Raw genomic sequence first — 17,637 nt, 5'->3', positions numbered from 1 at the left:
GATCGCGGGGGTTGAGCGCGGCGGCTTGCCGAAGCGCGTCATACAGACATACCGTAGATGTATGATTGTCAGGAGGCAATGGGCAGCGTCGCGGGTCCGCTCGGCCATACTTGAGCCATGAAACGACCCGCGTGGAACGGTGCGCCGCCGCGTGACGGCGAGGAGGCCAAGGCCCGCATCATCGACGCGGCGATGCGGTGCATCGATCGGCACGGACCGGGCAAGACGAGCCTCTCGGACGTCGCCGCCGAGCTGGGGGTCATCCGGCAGACCGTCTACCGCTACTTCCCGAGCACCGAGGAGCTGTTCATCGCGGTCGGGTTCGCCGCGCTCAACAGCTTCTTGGAACGGCTCGTCGCCCACCTCGCCGGACGCCGCGACCCCGCGGACGTCGTCGTCGAGGCCATGGCTTACGCCATCGAGCAAGTGCCGAAAGACCCTTATCTGGGGCTCTTCCTGGACCTCGGTCGCCCGGAAGCCTTCTCGCGCGGCGCCACTTCGGCCCGCGCCTTCGACGCCTGCCGGATCGCGTTCGCCCGCACCGACGTCGACTGGGACGAGCTCGGCTTCTCCGGCGACGAGCTCACCGAACTGCTGGAGTTCCTGCTGCGCGTGCTCCTGTCGTTCGCCAACGACCCGCTGCCCGGGCGGGACGGAGCCGATCTGCGGTCTTTCCTGCGCCGCTGGGTGACCCCGGCGATCCTGGCCCCGACCCCGGCGCCCTAGGAGCGGCGGTAGCCGCACTGCGCCGCTGAGCGCGAAGACTTCGACTCACCCAGTTGCGAGGATTGGTCTCGGGACCGTACGTTGCGGACACGCCGAGGAACGGGACCGGTTATGGACCACGAGAAGCGTGAGCCATGGGCTGTGCACGTCGGTGCGCAGAAGATCCTCGCCGCTGAGGACATGCGGGACTACGCGATCTTCGCCCTGGATCCCAACGGATACGTGGCCAGCTGGAATCCGGGCGCAGCCCGGCTCGGGGGATATGACTCGCACGAGGTCATCGGTCGCCACTTCTCGCTGTTCTACCCCGCTGAGCAGATCGCCGCGGACTACCCGAACTGGGAGTTGCGGCAGGCAGCCGAGAACGCGTTCTTCATCGACAGGGGCTGGCGGATCCGGAAGGACGGCAGCCGGTACTGGGCGCACGTGGTGATCGCCGCGCAGCGCACTCCCGATGGCGCGCTCGACGGGTTCATCAAGGTGGTGCGCAACTAGAGCGAGTCCACCGCTCGCGTCGAGCGCACCAAGCGCAGGATGGCCGACCTGTTCGAGCTCGCGCCCGCGGGCATCGCGCTGCTCGACGACGACGGCCGCTTCGTCGACGCCAACGGCGCGCTCTGCGACCTGCTGGGGTACCGGCTCGACGAGTTGATCGGCCGCCTCGACGTCGAGTTCCTCGATCCCACCGACTCCGGCGGCGGTCTGGTCGGCGGTCTCACCCGCTCCTCCGGCGAACTGCTGGTCCCGCACCGGGTGCTGGCCCGATCGGACGGGGCTTCCGTGCCCTGCCAGGTGCACGCCGCCGCGTCGGTCCGCGATGACGGCGGCCGCAGCTGGCTGGTCACCTTCCACGACATCACCGAGCAGCTCGCCCGTGCCATGACCCTGCGCTACCAGGCGACCCACGACGAGCTCACCGGGCTGCTGAACCGCCGGGGCTTCCAGGACCGGCTCGCCGAGCTGCTGCCGCCGGACAAGCCCGGCAGCGTCGCGGTGCTGTTCTGCGACCTGCACAACTTCAAGCGGGTCAACGACGCCCTCGGCCACGAAGCCGGTGACGAACTCCTGTCCGCGGTCGCCGAACGCCTGCTCGCCGGGCTGCCCTCGCGCTGCGAGGTGGCCCGCTTCTACGGCGACGAGTTCGTGATCCTGCTGCGCGACCTGGAGGGCAACCACGAGCTGGACTCCTTCGTCAACAGCATCGCGGAGCTGTTCCGGATGACCGTTCCGCTGCGGCGCAGGCAGGTTCAGGTCTCGGCGTCGATCGGCGTGAAGGTGGTCGAGGACAGCGGCACCGACGTCGTGGCGCTGCTGCGCTCCGCGGAGTCGGCGATGCTCGACGCCCGGGTGCGCGGCCAGGCGCGGTCGGGGATCGACCACGACCAGCTCACGCTGGAGCAGCACCTGCGCGAGGCGATCTCCCGCGGCGAGCTCGACCTGCACTACCAGCCCGTCATCGACAACGACGACAACGTCGTGATCGCCGAGGCGCTGCTGCGCTGGCACCACCCGGACCTCGGTCCGCTGACGCCGGACGTGGTGCTCGCGGTGGCCTCGCGCGGCGGGATGCTCGCCGATCTCGACACGTGCGTGCTGCGCATCGCCCTGCGCGAGTCGAGATCCTGGAAGCGCCGTGACGGCGTCCCGGTGAAGGTGGCGGTGAACCTCAGCGGGCTTCGCCCCGAGCAGCCCGGTTTCGCCGACGTCGTGCGCTCGGTGATCCGCGAAACCGGTGCCGAGCCCAGCGATCTGGTGCTGGAGATGGTGGAAACGGTGTTCGCGCAGCTCGAACCGGAGCAGCGCCAGGAGATGAACGACCTGGTCGCCGATGGCGTGCAGTTCGCGGTCGACGACTTCGGCACCGGCTACTCGTCGCTGTCGGTGCTCAAGGAGCTGCCGACGCAGATCATCAAGCTGGACCGCATGTTCGTCTGCGGCGTCGGAACCGACCCCGACGACCTCGGCATCGCCCGCGCCATGACCGAACTCGCCCGCACGCTGGGCCGCATGTGCATCGCCGAGGGCGTGGAGACCTCCACGCAGCACCAGCTGCTGCGCGCGGTCTCCGTCGACGCCTACCAGGGCTACTACTTCTCCCGCCCGATCCCGCCGGAGGAGTTCCGCGCCTACCTCGCGGGCGGCTGATCGGGGTTCGGTCCACCCGACAGCGCTGAGGGTCGTTCACCACGGCGTCGGTGCCGGACATCCCCATGTCGGCACCGACGCCGTGCCCACCCCCTCAGAGTGGTCTTGGTGAACGCGCGCCGACGCCGGGCATCCCCACGTCCGACGCCGGCGCGCGTCCTCCCCCCTCTCGCAGTGGTCTTCCCCAGCTGGAGTGACAGCCTCACTTGGAAGTGTCTATCCAGAAGCTTTCTTCTCTGGCGTTTTCTTCGCGGAAAGATATATCCCAGAAAGAATCGTCGCAAGCTCCAGGGCGCCGCCTGCGATGCAGGTCACCTCGGCGGCGCTGGGGGCAAGATCATCGGTGAGCTGCGAGAACGGCAGGGCTTCAGCCCCTGGTGAGCGGTGGTTCCGCTGCTCATGCTGGATCTCGTGAACCTGGGGGCAGTCCGAATCCTGTGCTGCGCGGCGCTGATCGCGGCCGCGAGCGCGTGCACGATCAACATCGTGCCGCCGGGCTCGTCGCCGCCCCCTCCGTCGCCACCGGTTCCCGCGCCGTCGACGACGGTCAACGCGCCCGCCGTGGTCGAGCAGCAGGAGCCGGTGCGCAACACCCACGACTGCGCAGAGCTGCAGAACTCGGGGATGGGCTTCACCGAGGTCACCGGCTACTGGTACTCGCTCGGAGCACCGCCGGACATGGACGACGATTCAGACGGCATCCCCTGCGAAACCGTCTACGGCGAGCGCTAGGGCCAGATTCTCAGCGGGTCGCTGCACTCCTTGACGTCGGCTGCCTTCTGCTGGTCGGTCAGGCACTCCTGGACCGCGATGTCCTTGGCTGTGTTCGGGAAGGCCTCGCCGATGTCGACCGACTTGTTCGCACCGTCGGTATTGGCCACGCGAAGAGCCTCCTCGCCGTTCGCGGTGAAGATGAGCAGCACGCCCTTGTTGTCGTGGGCTTTGTCCTGCAGAACCCCGGTCACGGTGAACCCCACGTCGGTGTGCTCGACGTCGCCGTGAGCGGCGATGCCGCCGACCGCTTTGAGCGCATCGTTGCTGTTCCACGGCTTCGTTTCCGGGGCGAGCCAGACCTGGAGCACCAGGTACTCGACGAGCAGCGCGATCACGCCGCCGCACGCGGCGATCGCGATGCCGGTGAGGACCTTCTTGCCCGTTCGATCGGTCTGCTGAGTCCTGTCATCCACCACGTGCGCCTCCGGAATGGGAACTCCCCCCAGGAAGATCAAGTCCTCACGAGGGTCCCGTGAAGCACCGGGCCGTGGAAGCGAAATGCGGTCCCCGCACCCGTATGGCGGATCATGGTCGGACGGGGTTCGCACCAATGGAGGCACGCCTCTGCCTCGGGAAATGTGACTGTGGACGCACGGGCGCCCCGCGCGAACCTACGGGTGCGTAACCTGCTCAAATGGCTGAAATCGTCTATCCGCCCGTCATCCTGGCGGCGAAGGCCATGTTCCGCGTGCTGGACAACCGGCTGCGTGTGACAGGCACCGAGCACATCCCGCGCACCGGAGGCGCGGTGATCGCCTGCAACCACGTCAGCTACCTCGACTTCATCTTCTGCGGGCTCGGCGCGCAGCCCGCCAAGCGGCTGGTGCGCTTCATGGCCAAGAAGGAAGTCTTCGACAACAAGATCGCCGGGCCGCTGATGCGCGGAATGCACCACATCCCGGTCGACCGCGCGGCGGGACGGGACTCCTACGACGAGGCGGTGCGCAGGCTGCGCGCGGGCGAGGTCGTCGGGGTGTTCCCGGAGGCGACCATCAGCCGATCGTTCACCGTCAAGCCCATCAAGTCCGGCGCGGTCCGGATGGCCGCCGAGGCAGGCGTCCCGGTCGTGCCGATGTCGCTGTGGGGCACCCACCGGCTGTGGACGAAGGGCAGGCCGAAGACGCTGACCAAGCGCCACGTGCCGATCCACATCCACGCGGGCGAGCCCTTCTGGCCCACCCCGCAGGACGACCCGGAAGCGCTCACCGAGGACCTCCGCACCCGCATGTCGGCGATCCTCGACGACCTGCAGGCCGGTTACCCCGAGCAGCCGGTCGCCGACGAGCGCTGGTGGCTCCCCGCCCACCTCGGTGGCACCGCTCCCACCCCCGACGAGGCGGCTGCCCTCGACAGCCAGTCCAAGGGGGGTTAGTCGCCCGGCCGGTCGCCGAGCGATTCGGCGGCCGGCCGGTGCTCGATCAGATCGAGTAGTCCACGTTGGCCATGTGGGCGTTCCCGCTGCGCACCCGGACCTCGACCATCGACGCGGTGTTCTTGGGCCACTTGATCTCGCCCGTGCCGAGGGTGCCGCACCCCAGCGACTGCCACTTGTCGGGGTTCTTCGCCTTGCCCATCCGCGCCGCGACGCACGCGTACTGGTTGGTGCTCTCCTGCACGTTCCAGGTGATCCGCAGCTTGCCGTCCCAGCCGCTGGCCGGACTGGTGTAGGAGCACTCCTTCGAGATCGGTCCCCACTTGCCCGGGAACCCGCTCGTCCGGCTCTTGCAGATCGCGGCGGACGCGGGAGCGGCGAAGAAACTCGCCGACAGCACCGACAGCAGGGCGGTCATCATCAACGCGGTAGCGGTCTTCCTCATCTGGGCGCACTCGCTTTCGGTGAGAGGTCGGGTTGAGCCCGGCGGCCGGTGAATCCGGAGAACCGCCGGTGAACTCGACACTGTCCAGCGCGGAGAAGACCAGCAACCGGAACCGTTGTTCGCGGCCACCGGGCTTTGACCACGGCCAATTGAGGTGCATGCCCGCGCAGGTCAACGGCGCTCATGCGCGCGTCGAGCTCGGAATTGGCCGTCTCGCTTGACCATGCCGCGAGGGCAGGCGTTCGAATGCTCTTCGTTCTCGAATCGCGAAGAGATGGGGCGACGATGAAGCGAAGGCGCGCAGCGGTGCTGGCGGTGATGGTCGGCCTGTCGTGCTCGGTGGTCGCACCGACCGCGGTGGCCGACGAGGGGCCCGCGTGGGGTCCGTGCCCCGCGGACGTGAAGACGGAGACGGTCGTGCTGGAGTGCGCCACGATTCCCGTCCCGCTCGACCACGCCGATCCCGGCGGTGAGCGCATCGAGCTCATGGTGTCGCGGCTGGCCAGCACGAACCCGGCCAAGCGGCGGGGCGTGCTGATGCTCAACCCCGGTGGTCCGGGCGGGTCCGGCCTGGCGTTCCCGGACTTCCTGGCATCGCGCGGAATGCCGGCCAGCGTCCTGGAGAGCTACGACCTGATCGGCATGGACACCCGAGGCATCGGGCACTCGGCACCGGTGAGCTGCGGATTCACCAACGAGCAGGGCTATCTCGGCAACATCCCGCCGTACGCGGTCGACGACGCGGCGGTCCTCGCGCAGGCCGAGTCCGCGAAGCGGGTCGCCGAGCAGTGCGCCGCGCACGACGCCGACGGCCGGATGCGGCACCTCTCGACGGCGAACATGGCGCGCGACCTCGACCGGATCCGCGCCGCGCTCGGCGAGGAGAAGGTGAGCTTCCTCGGCTACTCCTACGGATCGGCGCTCGGTGCGGCGTACGCGTCGATGTTCCCCGAGCGATCCGACCGGATCGTGGTCGACAGCAACATCGGCGACACCCACCTCGACCACGACGGTCTGCGCAGGTACGCCCTCGGGTTCGAGGAGACCTTCCCGGACTTCGCGAAGTGGGCGGCCGAGCGGCACGCGGCCTACGGCCTGGGGCGCACGCCCGAGGAGGTGCGCGAGACGTACTTCCGGCTCGCCGCACGGCTCGACGCGGCGCCGGTCAACGGCATCGACGGGCGCGTGTTCCGGTTGGCCACCTTCGCCGGCCTGTACGGGAAGACGAAGTACGGGCTCACCGCGCAGGCGTGGCAATCGGTGAGCAGCGGCGGTGAGACGCCGAGAACGACCGCCGCCGAAGCGGCTCCGGCGGACAACCCGTGGTCGGTGTTCCTGGCGGTGACCTGCAACGACTTCGACTGGTCGGGGGACGTGCGGACCTACCAGCGCGCGGTCGCCGAGGACCGCGAGCGCTACCCGATGTACGGCGCTGCGAGCGCGAACATCAGCCCGTGCGCCTTCTGGGACGCTCCCGCCGAGCCGCCCGTCGCGGTCGACCGGAACGGCCCGGAGAACGTGCTGGTGCTGCAGAACCGCCGCGACCCGGTGACCCCGCACCGAGGCGGCGCACTCCTCGACGAGAAGTTCGGCGATCGGTCCCGGCTTGTCAGCGTCGAGGGCAGCGGTCACGGCGTCTACGTGCTCGGCGACAACGCCTGCGCCCTCAGCACCACGACGGACTTCCTGGTCGACGGGCAACTCCCGGCGCAGGACACCGCCTGCCGATGACCAGCGGTGGGGGGGGGGGGGCCCCCCCCCCCCCCCCCCACCACTCGACTACCAGGTCACGGGCAGGGAGGTGACGCCGCCGGTGATGGTCGGGCGGACCTCCAGCTCGTCCATCTCCCGGGCCAGTCGCAGGTCGGGGAGGCGCTGGGCGAGGGTTTCGAAGACGATCCGCAGTTCGGTGCGGGCGAGGCTGGCGCCGATGCAGAAGTGCGCGCCGTGCCCGAAGCCCAGGTGGGTGCGCTCCTCGCGGTCCGGGTCGAAGGCTTCCGCGTCGGCGTAGGCGGTCTCGTCGCGGTTGGCCGCGTTGACCGACAGGATGACGGCCTCGCCGCGGCGGATCGTCACGTCGCCGATCTCGACGTCGGTGTGCGCGTAGCGCAGCAGCCCGAGATCACCCGGAGCCCCCAGCCGCATGATCTCCTCGACCGTGCGGTTGACCCGGCCCGACGGATCGGCGGTCAGCGCCTTCCAGTGCTCGGGCTGGGTCAGCAGGAACAGCACGCCGAGACCGATGCGGTTGACGGTGGTCTCGTGACCGGCGAACAGCAGCCCGACGCACAGCCGGATCATCTCGCCGTAGTCGTAGGTCGCGTCGCCGTCCTGGGCGCGCACCAGGTCCGAGATGACGTCCTCGCCCAGGTCATCGCGCTTCGACTCGGCCAGCCCGGTCATGTAGGAGTTGAACTCCTCGCGCGCCCGGTGGGGGTCGTCGTCGGTGGCCAGCGTCGCCATCCGGCTCGACAGCGAGTGGAAGAGCTCGCGGTCGCTCTCCGGCACGCCGAGCAGCTGGCAGATGACCGCGACCGGCAGGGGGAACGCCAGGCCCGAGTGCAGGTCGACGACGTCGCCGGATTCGCGCTCGGCGATCAGCTGGTCGAGGTAGCCGTCGACCAGCTCCTGCACGTGATCGGTGAGCATCCGCATCCGCTTCGCCGAGAAGGCGGGCGTCAGCAGCCGGCGCATGCGCGCGTGGTCGGCTTCCTCGGTCTCGTAGTTGCCCGTCGGACCGTCCTGCACCGCGGCGGTCGACACGCGCGACGCCCGCTCGGGTTCGGGGTGGGAGCGTCCGAACCGCTTGTCGCTCAGCAGCGTCCGCACTTCGTCGTACCGGGTGACCAGCCACGCGGGGTCGCCCGCCGGGGTGGTGACCGGGGCGACGGGCGCTTCGCGGCGCAGCACCTCGTACAGCGGAGCGAGGTCGAGGACGTTCGGCCTCGGGAAGGGAAGTTGCAGGCGCTCGGCGACTGAGCTCATGGGTCTCCTCATGCATTAACTGGCAGTCACTGACAATAATGTTGGGCGGATTAGGGTGTGTCAACACGAATCCCGGCCGGCCTGAGGGGAGCTCTCAGTGGTCGAACGACCCCGCCGTGGCCGTCCGCCGGCGAGTGACCAGCAAAGACAGCAGCAGCGACTCGACATCTCCCGCCACGCGGTGCGGTTGTTCCGCCAACACGGCGTGGCGGCGACCTCGGGCGAGCAGATCGCGCGCGCCGCCGGGATTTCCGAGCGCACCCTGTGGCGCTGGTTCCGCAGCAAGGAGAGCTGCGTCGAGCCGCTGCTGTCGAAGTCCATCGACGCCTTCGGCGCGGTGCTGCGCACCTGGCCGCCCGAGCTCGAACTCGCCGAGCACCTGCGCGCCGCCTACACGCCCGTGCTCGACGCGGGCGACGACATCGAAGCGGTCCTGGCGGTCATCCGCATGACCCACGACGAACCGGCGCTGCGCGCCCTCTACCTGGTGCTGCGCGAACGCGCCGAGCCCGCCTTCGCCGAAGTCCTGGCCGACCGCATGGGCCTCCCGGCCGACGCCCTCGAAGTCCGCATGCAGGCGGCGGCCACGAGCGCAGCCCTCCGCGAAGCCACCGACGACCTCGTCGCCACGGCCACCTCCGAAGGCATCCCGCAGGCGGTCCTCCAGGAACACCGCGAGCACGTCGCCGACGCCCTCCGCCACCTCACCCACCCCTCGGGCTGACGGTTCCAGGTTGCCGAACCGGGTCACCGCTGCCACACTTTCGATACGCTACAGAAGCGTATCGGAACTGGAGGTGCGGCCATGAAGGTCGAAGCGTTCGCCGTGGACGGGCCAGGTGCCGAGCTCAGGTCGTACTCCTACGAGCCCGAGCCGCTGGGGTCCGAGGAGGTGGACGTGCGCGTCACGCACTGCGGGGTCTGCCACACCGACGTCATGATGATCGACGACGAGGCCGGGATCAGCACGTATCCGCTGGTGGCGGGCCACGAGGCGGTGGGCGTCGTCGAAGCTGTCGGGGACGCCGTCGACACCTCGCAGATCGCGGTCGGCGATCGCGTCGGGGTCGGGGCCATCGCCGGCTCGTGCATGCGCTGCGAGTTCTGCCTGGTCGGGCAGACGCAGTTCTGCGCGCTCAAGGACGACACCGTGCTGCGCGGCAACCGGGGCGGTTTCGCCCGCTCGGTGCGGTCCAGCCAGTGGCGGCACGTGTACCCGATTCCCGAGAGCCTCTCCTCGGCCGAGGCCGCTCCGCTGCTGTGCGCGGGAACCACCGTGTTCAAGCCGATGATCACCCACGTCCGGCCGACCGATCGGGTCGCGGTCGTCGGGATCGGCGGTCTCGGGCACCTGGCGGTCCAGTTCCTGGCGAAGTGGGGGTGCGAGGTGACCGCGATCTCCACCTCGCGCAGCAAGGAGCAGGACGCGCGCGAGCTGGGCGCCGCGGACTTCGTCGCCTCCGGCGAACCCGGTGCGCTGGAGGCCGCGGCGGGACGCTTCGACTTCGTGCTGTCCACGGTCGCCGTGGACCTCCCGTGGGACGCCTACTTCGCGACGCTGCGCCCCGGCGGCACGCTGTGCCTGGTCGGAGTGCCACCGGCACCGATCGAGGTGTCGCCGATGAGCCTGATCCCGCTGGCGAAGACGCTCGTCGGAGCCATTCCCGGTGGCACCACCGACACCCGGCGCATGCTGGAGTTCGCCGCGCAGCACGGCATTCGAGCGAAGGTGCAGACCTACGCCGTCGACGACGCGAACGAGGCGTTGAACAGCGTGCGAGCGGGTTCGCCGCGCTACCGGGCGGTTCTCGAGATGTGAGCCTTGGATAACGTGCTCACCGTGACCACCGGACGACCGCGAGACCCGGACCGGGACCAGGCGATCCTCGCCGCGACCCGCGAACTGCTCGCCGAGCGCGGCTACGCCGGAGTCTCGATCGAGGCCGTCGCCGCCAAGGCCGGAACGGCGAAGACGACCATCTACCGCCGCTGGCAGGACAAGCACGACCTGCTGGTCGCGGCGTTGAAGGACCACGTCCCGCACTACCCGGAGATCGCCGAGGCGGACTCCCTGCGCGGCGATCTCATCGCGCACGCCAGCAGGCTCGCCGCGCTGATCAACGGCTTCGACGGCCGCCTGGCCCTCGGCGTGATGCAGGCCCGGCCCGATGACGCCGGCATCGTCGAAGAGCTGGAGCGCAACACCCCCACCGGCGCTCGCCTCCCGGAACGGGTCATCACCCGAGCCGTCGAGCGCGGCGAACTACCGGCCCCGGTCGATCGAGACCTCTTCGAGGAGATCGTCTCCTCGCTGCTGACCCTCCGGATGATCCGCCGCCAACCCATCGACGACGACTACGTCGCCCACGTCGTCGACGACATCGTCCTGCCGGCCTTCAGGAACGCGACCGGGGAAGCCTGAATCAGGCGTCCGGCCACGCGTCCTGCTGATCGATCCGGTGAATCCGGTTCACGACCAAGCCCCCCGGCGTTCTGCGCGGGATCCCCGTAGGACCGGCCGAGCCCCCGAGCGATCACGCCACGCGCCCCCGAGCGACGACGTCCACGTCAGTCGCGGCCGCAACATCGGCAACGGTCCCGGCCGCCCTGCCCCAACCCCACAGCTCGCGCCGCTGACCAGCGATTTCTGAACGTTCCCCAGTGGTCATGCCCCGAGTGTGTCCAAACCCGACGAGAAGCACGGCCGTCTGCCACACCTGCCCGGATCCTGCGCCAGGACCTCGTCAGCCCGCGGGCTCCCGAACGGGCCGCGCCGTCCCTCGCGCCGGGAGGATCCGCGCCGTGTGCGGATTGAGCTCGAGGGGTTCGTCGTCGGTGACGATCACGGTTCCGCCGACGTGGACCAGGTGGCGTCCGAAGGCGTACTGCGGTTCGAGGACGAAGGTCATCCCTGGCGCGAGCTCCACGTCGGGCATGAGAGCCGGGTGATCAGTCACCGGCGGATACGCCTGCGCGCCCGCAAGCGTGCTGATGTCCCCGCGGCCACGGCCCACCACCAGCCCCGGGTTGAGCGAGTGGAGCGCGATCAGGAACATCGAACCGCCGCCCGCATCGAGAGGTGCGTGCACCGCCTCGACGACCTCGCCCCACGTGCGGCCGGGACGCAACTCCTCGAGGCCGGCGTCGTACGCCGCGCGGGCGACGTCTCCGGCCCGGTAGAAGTCGTCGTGCACGTCGCCGACGGCGATCGTGACCTGATTCTGAGCCTCTCGCCCGCCGCACTGCGAGAACACCTCGGCGAAGATGATGTCGCCGTCCTGGAGGACTCGGGGCGCCTGCGGGCGATAACCCCATGCCGGCCAGCCGGTCGCAACGGGGTCTGCGCCGGACCAGAAGTGCATCGCGGGCGGGATCGTGCCGCGCCGGTAGCCCTCCGCCATGCCCGCTGCGAACACCTCGCTCTCGCCGACGCCTGGTGCCGCCGTCTCGACCATGGCCCGCACCATGGCGTCGCCGACGTCCGCCGCGTAGCGCACGACGTCGATCTCCTCGGGGCTCAATCGGCTGACCAGCAGGCCCAGTGCCACGTCCACGGAGGTGAACTGCGCCTTCGGGAAGTCCGACAGCACGCTGTTCCAGAGTCGGTAAGGGACGAGACCTTCCGGGTGCCACGGCACCTGGGGCCCCAATCCGACGACGCCGATGGTGCTCTCGGCGAGCCCCAACTCGTCGAGAGCGCGGGAGAGGGCGCCCGAGTCACGAGATCCGCGCAGGTTCTCAGGTGGAACCCACACCGAGTCGCCGCGCCGCGAGGACTCCAGGTGATCCATGATGTATTGCGCGGAAGGCAGGAGCACGACAGGTTCGCCGGTCCTGGGGAAGATGACCGTCGTTCCGGCCCTGCCGTTGGTGAACCACCTGTCGTAGGCGACTGACGCCGGGCCGGCGTCCTCGTGCTCACCGAAGACGACCAGCGCGTCCAGGCCCTCGCGCTCCATGAGTTCGCGGGCCAGATTCCACCGGCGGTCGCGCTCGGCCACGGAGAACATCGGTACTGCGGTAGTGGTCATGAGGTCTTTCACGTCGTCCTCCTGCTGCGTCAGGGAGTGGTGGTCGCGCCGGTCAGGACCAGGCTGTCGTCCCAGAGCTGTTCCGCGCGTGCGACGTCGTACGACTCCTCGGACGAGCGAACGTCCCGGCGCCCGTCGAAGTACCGGCCCGTCGTGCCGGCCAGTTCGGGTGCGGTGGCGACCCAGGCGAGCGCGCGGCCCGACTCCTCGGCGGTGTGGATGTTGTCCGTCAGGACCCTGCGCAAGAGCCAGGTGAACCGGGGCGCGATGTGCTCGAGCGCGAAGCGGACCGGAGCGGGCATCGAGCGCCCCAGCGCGGTATCCAGCATCATCCCGGGGTTGAACGCGTTGGCTGTGACGCCTTCGGGCAGCTGGCGGGCCAGGGCGTAGGTGAAGTAGATGTTCGCCAGCTTGGAGGTGCAGTAGCGACGCTGCCCCCGCGTCAGGGCGTTGTCCTTCGCCGCCGCCTGCCCGAGCTCGCCGCGAGCGAGGGCACGAGGGTCGTTCCAAGCGGGGGCCAGCCCCTGATTGGGTCCGGGGTCGTGGGTGTCGCTGGAGACCACGACCACGCGGGCAGGTGCCTTCAGCACCGGCAGCAGCTCGTTGACGAGGGCGAAGTGGCCCAGGTGGTTGACCCCGAAGGTGGACTCGAACCCATCAGCGGTCCTGGCATCGTTCGCCCCCATCTGCACACCCGCGTTGCAGACCACGGCGTGCAGCACCGGCAGCCCGCCCGATCTCAGCCGCCCTGTCAGCTCGGTTCCGAAGGACCGGACCGAGGCGAGCGAGGCCAGATCCAGCGTCATCGCCTCCACCGAGTTGTCCGCCGCGGCATCGCCGGCCAGCGCGTCGACGGCCGCCTGCGCGCGGGCCGCGTCGCGCGACGCGATCACGACGTGCCACTGTCCGTCGGTGGAACCGAGGATCGCCTGCGCGCACGCATATCCGAGACCGCTGTTGCCACCGGTGACGACTACGGTCCGGGCGCTGTTCGCGGTGGTGTTCGCCCCCGTCGTTCCTTCGCTCATCACTGGTCCTCCTCGTCGCGTCGAGCTCTCAGGAACAGCGTCTTCCGCGGCGTCGCGTCTCACCAGGACCAACCTGTCCCTGGATGCTCGCGCTCCGCGAAGCTGCTGGTACGGGCGGGTCTCTGGCGCTCGCGGTCGAGGAACGAGCCACTTGTGGGTGACCAGGGGAGAAGGCGAATCGAACCGGTGTTGCCATCGTCCGTGGGTCCTGGACGGCCTCGCGGATCCGGATTCGCGTCGTTCTTCCCGGGGCCACACACGCGGACTGTCGCCGTACGTCCCAGCTCCGGTGAGGGGGTGAGCGTCGCTGTCCAGCCGGTCGGGCAGGGAGCCGGCCCCGTGGTGATGGGCGGAACGGTGGCGAGTCAACCCCGTGCCGAAGCGTCAATGAAGTTCGGTGCCATTCGGGGCTGATGCGGTAGGTCGGTCCTATGCGGATCGTCGAGCCTCCGGCCTGGCTGATGGCCATGCTCAAGGGCCGTCAGGTTGAGTCCGAATCTGAGTGGGTGTTCCCGACGACCACCGGCCCCCTCCGGGATCCGGACAACGCTCGGGCCGATCTACGCGACGCGGTCAAGAAGACCCAGTGGGCAGGTCTCCATCCCCACGCATTCCGTCACCTGGTCGCGACCATGCTCGACGCGGCTGGGCTGAGCGCACGGGAGATCGCGGACTACCTCGGTCACGAGCGGGTCAGCATGACCCAAGACGTGTACATGACGCGCAAGTCGCGGGGTAGCTCGGCGGCGGCAGCGCTGGCAAACATGCAGCTCAGCGGCTGAAGCAATTGTGAGGGAAAAGTGGGGGTTGATCTTTAATGAGATCGGCCCCCGCTTTGTTTTCCCTGGTCAGGCGCCCCCGGCAGGATTCGAACCTGCGACACCGGCTTTAGGAGAGCTGGGCTGTTGGCGGGCATTTGTGCAGGTGAGGGCTGCGGTACGCACCCGAAAACGGTGCTGTTGCCCGTGGATTGCCCGTAACCCCGTGCGAAGGTCCTCTGCGCGTGGCCGTCGATCCCAACCATGCGTTCGCACAATGAGCAGGTGGAGGGCAGTCTCAGCCTGCTTGGTAGCCGGAGAGCTGCCCAAGGCGAGACCGCTCGAGGCACTCGCTTTCAAGGCCGGCGAGCCGGCTCGCCCCGTCCGGCGGAGTCCGTCGTTACTGGCCACAGCGTGGTCCGTATGACTTTGACCAGTGCCGAACGGGTACGAATGAGACGAGAACTGAGACGGCGATCGATGCTGGCTGTTTAGTCGTGCTAGTCATCCTCTTCTTCGGTCCACGGAGCTAGTTCATTCCATTGATCTTCGTCCTCCTGGAAGTCTTCGTCGTCCCATGCCTCATCCCATGGATCGTCGTCGCTCCATAGTGCCCGGCCCCACAGCCCCACCCCGTCGGGGTCGTCACGTGCGGTGTTGTCCAGTTCCCACCACTCGTCCGCTCGTTCTTGCTCCAGCCATGCTTCTTCTTCAGCCATGGCAAGTTCTTGGAACGAGGCATCCCAGTATTTTTTGGGAATCTGTTGGGGATCTATCTCTGGGTAATTTGCGGCTCGCTGCTCAATGAGCGGAACTGATTGCCGTTCTGCCGCTTTACGTGATCGGAATTCGACCGCAGGGCGAAGGGTTTTCTGTTCTGGCTCCCACGGGCGAAATACGGAATAAAGTAGCGGCTCAATCAAGTTATAATGCTCGGACGATCCGGTCCTGATCTTTCTCTGTACGGCCCAGGCGCCGTAATCTGCAACCTGCAGACCCCACGAGCTACGACTGTCCCAGGTGCACAGGGTCAAGTTCACATTGAATTTGTTGCACACACGCTCTAGAGCTTGTCGAGCCGCCCTTTGCTTTCGCTTGTGGTCGCTCAACGTCGCGGCGATCACGTAAACCTTGTCCTCGGCGCTCAGGAGAAACCTTGCCTGATATTGGAAGTGCAGGTACCACGCCTGATGATAGAGGTGCATTTCATCTTTTGCCATGCGTTTGAGTACTGCTGGGTAAGCGTTCTTTTTAAGCAAAAGCGTGGTTTCGATCCGAGGCTTGTGAGATGAAATGAGATCGTAAAACCTCCTTCGCGTGGCGTCATGATCGTCTTTAGCGTGCAGCCCGTGGGGAAGGCTTACTCCTTCCGATTCGAGCTGCAGGCGAAGCTGCATCCCTTCCCAGATTGCGCGACTATGGTCACCTATGAAGGTTGCTGTAGCGAATCCGAAGTATTTACTTGAGCCGTGCTTTCCTGGAAGATCCAGGTTTCCGGTTTCGTCGATGTACATGTAGACGTCAGCCATGTTCTCACTCATTCATCGCCGTGCGGGTTAGTGCAACTTACATGACTTGACTGATGGCGATCCTGGGGTTATCCGTATGTGACCACACGTATCAGCCGTCATCGTCAGGTTGTTGAACCCCTGAAAATAGGCCTTCCCATAGCCCCCGGAATTTCCGTGGCCTATGTTATGAGCCGAGCAGATCCAGGTGAAACCCAGCCGCGAACAGAACAACCGACACCCATTTCGCCGCATGACCATGTCTCCCTAGGCTAATCGCGCCGGATAACACCCATAGGAAATACGGAGTGAAAACGGCTAAGCACGCCATTAGCGTCACCGTGAACAAAACGGACAGGCCAATATTGGCCAGATAGTACGTATCAGGGTCGAAAGTACGCGGACTAGGTCCGAACATCATAAATAGCACACACGCCAGGCTTGGGAACCCCAGGGCAGCAGCAACACGACCAACAATCTTCGCGAACCTTTCGGAGTGCGTCGTTAGCACCCAATCGAAAATCCTGCTTCCTGCGCGCCGAAACCATGCGGGACCAATCAGGTCTAGAACGACCATAGCGCCGGATACGAACTGAAGATACTTACCCATCCTCGCCCACCACAGCATCGGTAAGCCGTACATGGTGAAATCTTCCAACTTCTGGCCATCCCACCAGAGCCCGACCGCTTCCGAGAAGCCTAGATCGTGCACCATACCGCCTTATGATCCCAGGAGGTCCAACTGGAAACCACACATTAGCATTACGAGGGTAACCCATCTAAGGGAATTCGAGTCCGCGAACCGTTCACCCAGGTATGCCAGAAGCCGGAATGCATAAACCGTATGCAGTGGGATGAGAAATGCCAAAGCCGCAAGAAGTAGTGGAATCCACCCAACTAGCGCACACATCGCCATAGCCAGAGGGGAATATTTTCCCACGGTCTTACCGACGTTATCGGAAAGCCTCCGGATTCCTTCGTTATGATGCGCCCACTGCGCCTTAGATAACTCAAGCATCCCGGTAAGGGTAGATAGAATCTGCATATACTTGCCGAGGCGCGCCCACCACACCATCGGCCATCCGTATACGGCGACGTTGTCCAGCTTCTGGCCGCCCCACCAGAGGTCAATTGCATCTAGGATCCCGAGGTTCTGCATAGCACCCGCCCTATGATCCGAGCATGTCGAAACTGTGACACAAGATGATCGTAGTCTGGGGTGATCTTCGTTGGGCCCGGTTTATGGAAGTTGGGTCCTGTGGGCTGCCGAGTTGATGCAACGCTTCTGAATGGGCGAAGGTTGGGAGCTAGTTAGTCCGCCGTCACGTAGGTGCCCATGCCGTTGACGACGGTGAGGAGGCCGGCCTCTTGGAGGTGGCGGATGGCCTTGGCTGCGGTGACCTTGGTGACGCCGTAGATCTCGGCGATTTCGGGGCCGGAGGGGAGGCGTTGGCCTGGGGAGAGTTCGCCGGATTCGATGTCGGCTCGGAGGTCGTCGGCGATCTGGGACCAGACGTAGACCGGCAGGTCTCGGTTGATCCTGTCTGCGCGGCTCTCCCAGCTCATGGCCCGACGCTATGCAGGCAGAGGAACCTACGCCTGATGAGATGAACCCATAGGTACGTGTAGGTAGCTATACTCTCGCCTATGGAAGTGACCCAGGCTGAGGAGCCGAAAGCGGTGTTCGTCGACGGCCGGCGCTGGCTCGTGTGCCCGGTCGCCGGTCCTGACTGCTTCCGTGTCGTCGCAGACCTCGGGCGCATCGCTGTCGACGCGGTCGAGTTCCACGCGGAGAACCACCACCTGGGAGAGTGCTGCTCCTGTTGTGGCCGATGACCGCCAGACCGCCGGAGGAAGGGGAAGGT

General features: G+C 67.1%; 19 protein-coding genes and 1 pseudogene. 11 read left to right on the top strand and 9 right to left on the bottom strand.

Translation table 11 applies throughout. From position 1 onward, the window contains the following. Positions 1-117: 117 nt before the first annotated feature. From KBO27_RS18435 to KBO27_RS18425, 4 genes are all read left to right on the top strand, one after another. Complete coding sequence (locus KBO27_RS18435; protein WP_210971151.1) at positions 118-726, top strand: TetR/AcrR family transcriptional regulator; 609 nt, start codon at positions 118-120, stop codon at positions 724-726. 111 nt (positions 727-837) lie between these two features. Beyond that, on the top strand, positions 838-1,221 hold the full coding sequence (locus KBO27_RS33785) for a PAS domain-containing protein (RefSeq protein WP_246537511.1): 384 nt from the start codon (positions 838-840) through the stop codon (positions 1,219-1,221). 39 nt (positions 1,222-1,260) lie between these two features. Next, on the top strand, positions 1,261-2,871 hold the full coding sequence (locus tag KBO27_RS18430) for a putative bifunctional diguanylate cyclase/phosphodiesterase (protein WP_246537510.1): 1,611 nt from the start codon (positions 1,261-1,263) through the stop codon (positions 2,869-2,871). A gap of 411 nt (positions 2,872-3,282) precedes the next feature. Further along, positions 3,283-3,603 (top strand): excalibur calcium-binding domain-containing protein, encoded by a 321-nt coding sequence (locus KBO27_RS18425; RefSeq protein WP_210971150.1) that lies wholly within the window; start codon positions 3,283-3,285, stop codon positions 3,601-3,603. On the opposite strand, the gene KBO27_RS18420 is transcribed toward KBO27_RS18425, so the two are convergent. Continuing rightward, on the bottom strand, positions 3,600-4,058 hold the full coding sequence (locus tag KBO27_RS18420; RefSeq protein WP_210971149.1) for a hypothetical protein: 459 nt from the start codon (positions 4,056-4,058) through the stop codon (positions 3,600-3,602). The two genes, KBO27_RS18425 and KBO27_RS18420, sit on opposite strands and share 4 nt — an antisense overlap. 221 nt (positions 4,059-4,279) lie before the next feature. Here KBO27_RS18420 and KBO27_RS18415 point away from each other — a divergent pair, with 221 nt between their 5' ends. Then, on the top strand, positions 4,280-5,017 hold the full coding sequence (locus tag KBO27_RS18415; RefSeq protein ID WP_210971148.1) for a lysophospholipid acyltransferase family protein: 738 nt from the start codon (positions 4,280-4,282) through the stop codon (positions 5,015-5,017). A 46-nt stretch (positions 5,018-5,063) separates the two neighbouring features. Here KBO27_RS18415 and KBO27_RS18410 read toward each other — a convergent pair whose 3' ends face one another. After that, on the bottom strand, positions 5,064-5,462 hold the full coding sequence (locus KBO27_RS18410) for a hypothetical protein (RefSeq protein WP_210971147.1): 399 nt from the start codon (positions 5,460-5,462) through the stop codon (positions 5,064-5,066). Positions 5,463-5,747: 285 nt separating this feature from the next. On the opposite strand from KBO27_RS18410, the gene KBO27_RS18405 reads away from it, so the two are divergent. Then, positions 5,748-7,193 carry an alpha/beta hydrolase gene (locus KBO27_RS18405; RefSeq protein WP_210971146.1) on the top strand — a complete coding sequence of 482 codons (1,446 nt, stop codon included), beginning with the start codon at positions 5,748-5,750 and terminating at the stop codon, positions 7,191-7,193. Between the two features lie 48 nt (positions 7,194-7,241). Here KBO27_RS18405 and KBO27_RS18400 read toward each other — a convergent pair whose 3' ends face one another. After that, on the bottom strand, positions 7,242-8,447 hold the full coding sequence (locus KBO27_RS18400; RefSeq protein ID WP_210971145.1) for a cytochrome P450: 1,206 nt from the start codon (positions 8,445-8,447) through the stop codon (positions 7,242-7,244). A gap of 97 nt (positions 8,448-8,544) precedes the next feature. On the opposite strand from KBO27_RS18400, the gene KBO27_RS18395 reads away from it, so the two are divergent. The 3 genes from KBO27_RS18395 (at position 8,545) to KBO27_RS18385 (ending at position 10,869) form a co-directional block, all read left to right on the top strand. Continuing rightward, positions 8,545-9,171: a TetR/AcrR family transcriptional regulator gene (locus KBO27_RS18395; protein WP_210971144.1), complete on the top strand. Its 627-nt coding sequence runs from the start codon at positions 8,545-8,547 to the stop codon at positions 9,169-9,171. A gap of 81 nt (positions 9,172-9,252) precedes the next feature. After that, complete coding sequence (locus KBO27_RS18390; protein ID WP_210971143.1) at positions 9,253-10,266, top strand: NAD(P)-dependent alcohol dehydrogenase; 1,014 nt, start codon at positions 9,253-9,255, stop codon at positions 10,264-10,266. Positions 10,267-10,287: 21 nt separating this feature from the next. Further along, complete coding sequence (locus KBO27_RS18385; RefSeq protein ID WP_210971142.1) at positions 10,288-10,869, top strand: TetR/AcrR family transcriptional regulator; 582 nt, start codon at positions 10,288-10,290, stop codon at positions 10,867-10,869. Between the two features lie 29 nt (positions 10,870-10,898). Here the strand turns inward: KBO27_RS18385 and KBO27_RS33780 are convergent. The 3 genes and pseudogenes from KBO27_RS33780 to KBO27_RS18375 all read right to left on the bottom strand — a co-directional run. Beyond that, positions 10,899-11,092 (bottom strand): annotated as a pseudogene (locus KBO27_RS33780) (decaprenylphosphoryl-beta-D-ribose oxidase); the annotation flags it as partial. Between the two features lie 99 nt (positions 11,093-11,191). Beyond that, positions 11,192-12,490, bottom strand: coding sequence for a M24 family metallopeptidase (locus KBO27_RS33775; protein WP_210971141.1), 1,299 nt, complete (start codon positions 12,488-12,490; stop codon positions 11,192-11,194). A 17-nt stretch (positions 12,491-12,507) separates the two neighbouring features. After that, on the bottom strand, positions 12,508-13,506 hold the full coding sequence (locus KBO27_RS18375) for an SDR family NAD(P)-dependent oxidoreductase (protein ID WP_210971140.1): 999 nt from the start codon (positions 13,504-13,506) through the stop codon (positions 12,508-12,510). 431 nt (positions 13,507-13,937) lie between these two features. Here KBO27_RS18375 and KBO27_RS18370 point away from each other — a divergent pair, with 431 nt between their 5' ends. Further along, positions 13,938-14,288, top strand: coding sequence for a tyrosine-type recombinase/integrase (locus tag KBO27_RS18370; protein ID WP_246537508.1), 351 nt, complete (start codon positions 13,938-13,940; stop codon positions 14,286-14,288). 476 nt (positions 14,289-14,764) lie between these two features. Here KBO27_RS18370 and KBO27_RS18365 read toward each other — a convergent pair whose 3' ends face one another. The 3 genes from KBO27_RS18365 to KBO27_RS18355 form a co-directional block, all read right to left on the bottom strand. Beyond that, on the bottom strand, positions 14,765-15,793 hold the full coding sequence (locus KBO27_RS18365) for a DUF3800 domain-containing protein (RefSeq protein ID WP_210971139.1): 1,029 nt from the start codon (positions 15,791-15,793) through the stop codon (positions 14,765-14,767). A 166-nt stretch (positions 15,794-15,959) separates the two neighbouring features. Continuing rightward, positions 15,960-16,487, bottom strand: coding sequence for a hypothetical protein (locus KBO27_RS18360; protein WP_210971138.1), 528 nt, complete (start codon positions 16,485-16,487; stop codon positions 15,960-15,962). 596 nt (positions 16,488-17,083) lie between these two features. Beyond that, a complete protein-coding gene (locus KBO27_RS18355) occupies positions 17,084-17,338 on the bottom strand; it encodes a winged helix-turn-helix domain-containing protein (RefSeq protein WP_210971137.1) in 255 nt (84 codons plus the stop codon). Positions 17,339-17,419: 81 nt separating this feature from the next. On the opposite strand from KBO27_RS18355, the gene KBO27_RS18350 reads away from it, so the two are divergent. Then, positions 17,420-17,608 carry a hypothetical protein gene (locus KBO27_RS18350; RefSeq protein ID WP_210971136.1) on the top strand — a complete coding sequence of 63 codons (189 nt, stop codon included), beginning with the start codon at positions 17,420-17,422 and terminating at the stop codon, positions 17,606-17,608. Positions 17,609-17,637 lie beyond the last annotated feature (29 nt).

Source organism: Saccharopolyspora endophytica, assembly GCF_018070075.1.
GTDB lineage: Bacteria > Actinomycetota > Actinomycetes > Mycobacteriales > Pseudonocardiaceae > Saccharopolyspora > Saccharopolyspora endophytica.
This window is presented reverse-complemented; position numbering and strand designations above follow the sequence as displayed.

Excerpts from the sequence above, each read along its gene's own strand:
- KBO27_RS18350 (WP_210971136.1), top strand. The coding sequence starts at position 17,420 with ATGGAAGTGACCCAGGCTGAGGAGCCGAAAGCGGTGTTCGTCGACGGC.
- KBO27_RS18355 (WP_210971137.1), bottom strand. The coding sequence starts at position 17,338 with ATGAGCTGGGAGAGCCGCGCAGACAGGATCAACCGAGACCTGCCGGTC.
- KBO27_RS18360 (WP_210971138.1), bottom strand. The coding sequence starts at position 16,487 with ATGGTGCACGATCTAGGCTTCTCGGAAGCGGTCGGGCTCTGGTGGGAT.
- KBO27_RS18400 (WP_210971145.1), bottom strand. The coding sequence starts at position 8,447 with ATGAGCTCAGTCGCCGAGCGCCTGCAACTTCCCTTCCCGAGGCCGAAC.
- KBO27_RS18365 (WP_210971139.1), bottom strand. The coding sequence starts at position 15,793 with ATGGCTGACGTCTACATGTACATCGACGAAACCGGAAACCTGGATCTT.
- KBO27_RS18390 (WP_210971143.1), top strand. The coding sequence starts at position 9,253 with ATGAAGGTCGAAGCGTTCGCCGTGGACGGGCCAGGTGCCGAGCTCAGG.
- KBO27_RS18405 (WP_210971146.1), top strand. The coding sequence starts at position 5,748 with ATGAAGCGAAGGCGCGCAGCGGTGCTGGCGGTGATGGTCGGCCTGTCG.
- KBO27_RS18370 (WP_246537508.1), top strand. The coding sequence starts at position 13,938 with ATGCGGATCGTCGAGCCTCCGGCCTGGCTGATGGCCATGCTCAAGGGC.
- KBO27_RS18375 (WP_210971140.1), bottom strand. The coding sequence starts at position 13,506 with ATGAGCGAAGGAACGACGGGGGCGAACACCACCGCGAACAGCGCCCGG.
- KBO27_RS18415 (WP_210971148.1), top strand. The coding sequence starts at position 4,280 with ATGGCTGAAATCGTCTATCCGCCCGTCATCCTGGCGGCGAAGGCCATG.
- KBO27_RS33785 (WP_246537511.1), top strand. The coding sequence starts at position 838 with ATGGACCACGAGAAGCGTGAGCCATGGGCTGTGCACGTCGGTGCGCAG.
- KBO27_RS18410 (WP_210971147.1), bottom strand. The coding sequence starts at position 5,462 with ATGAGGAAGACCGCTACCGCGTTGATGATGACCGCCCTGCTGTCGGTG.
- KBO27_RS18435 (WP_210971151.1), top strand. The coding sequence starts at position 118 with ATGAAACGACCCGCGTGGAACGGTGCGCCGCCGCGTGACGGCGAGGAG.
- KBO27_RS18430 (WP_246537510.1), top strand. The coding sequence starts at position 1,261 with ATGGCCGACCTGTTCGAGCTCGCGCCCGCGGGCATCGCGCTGCTCGAC.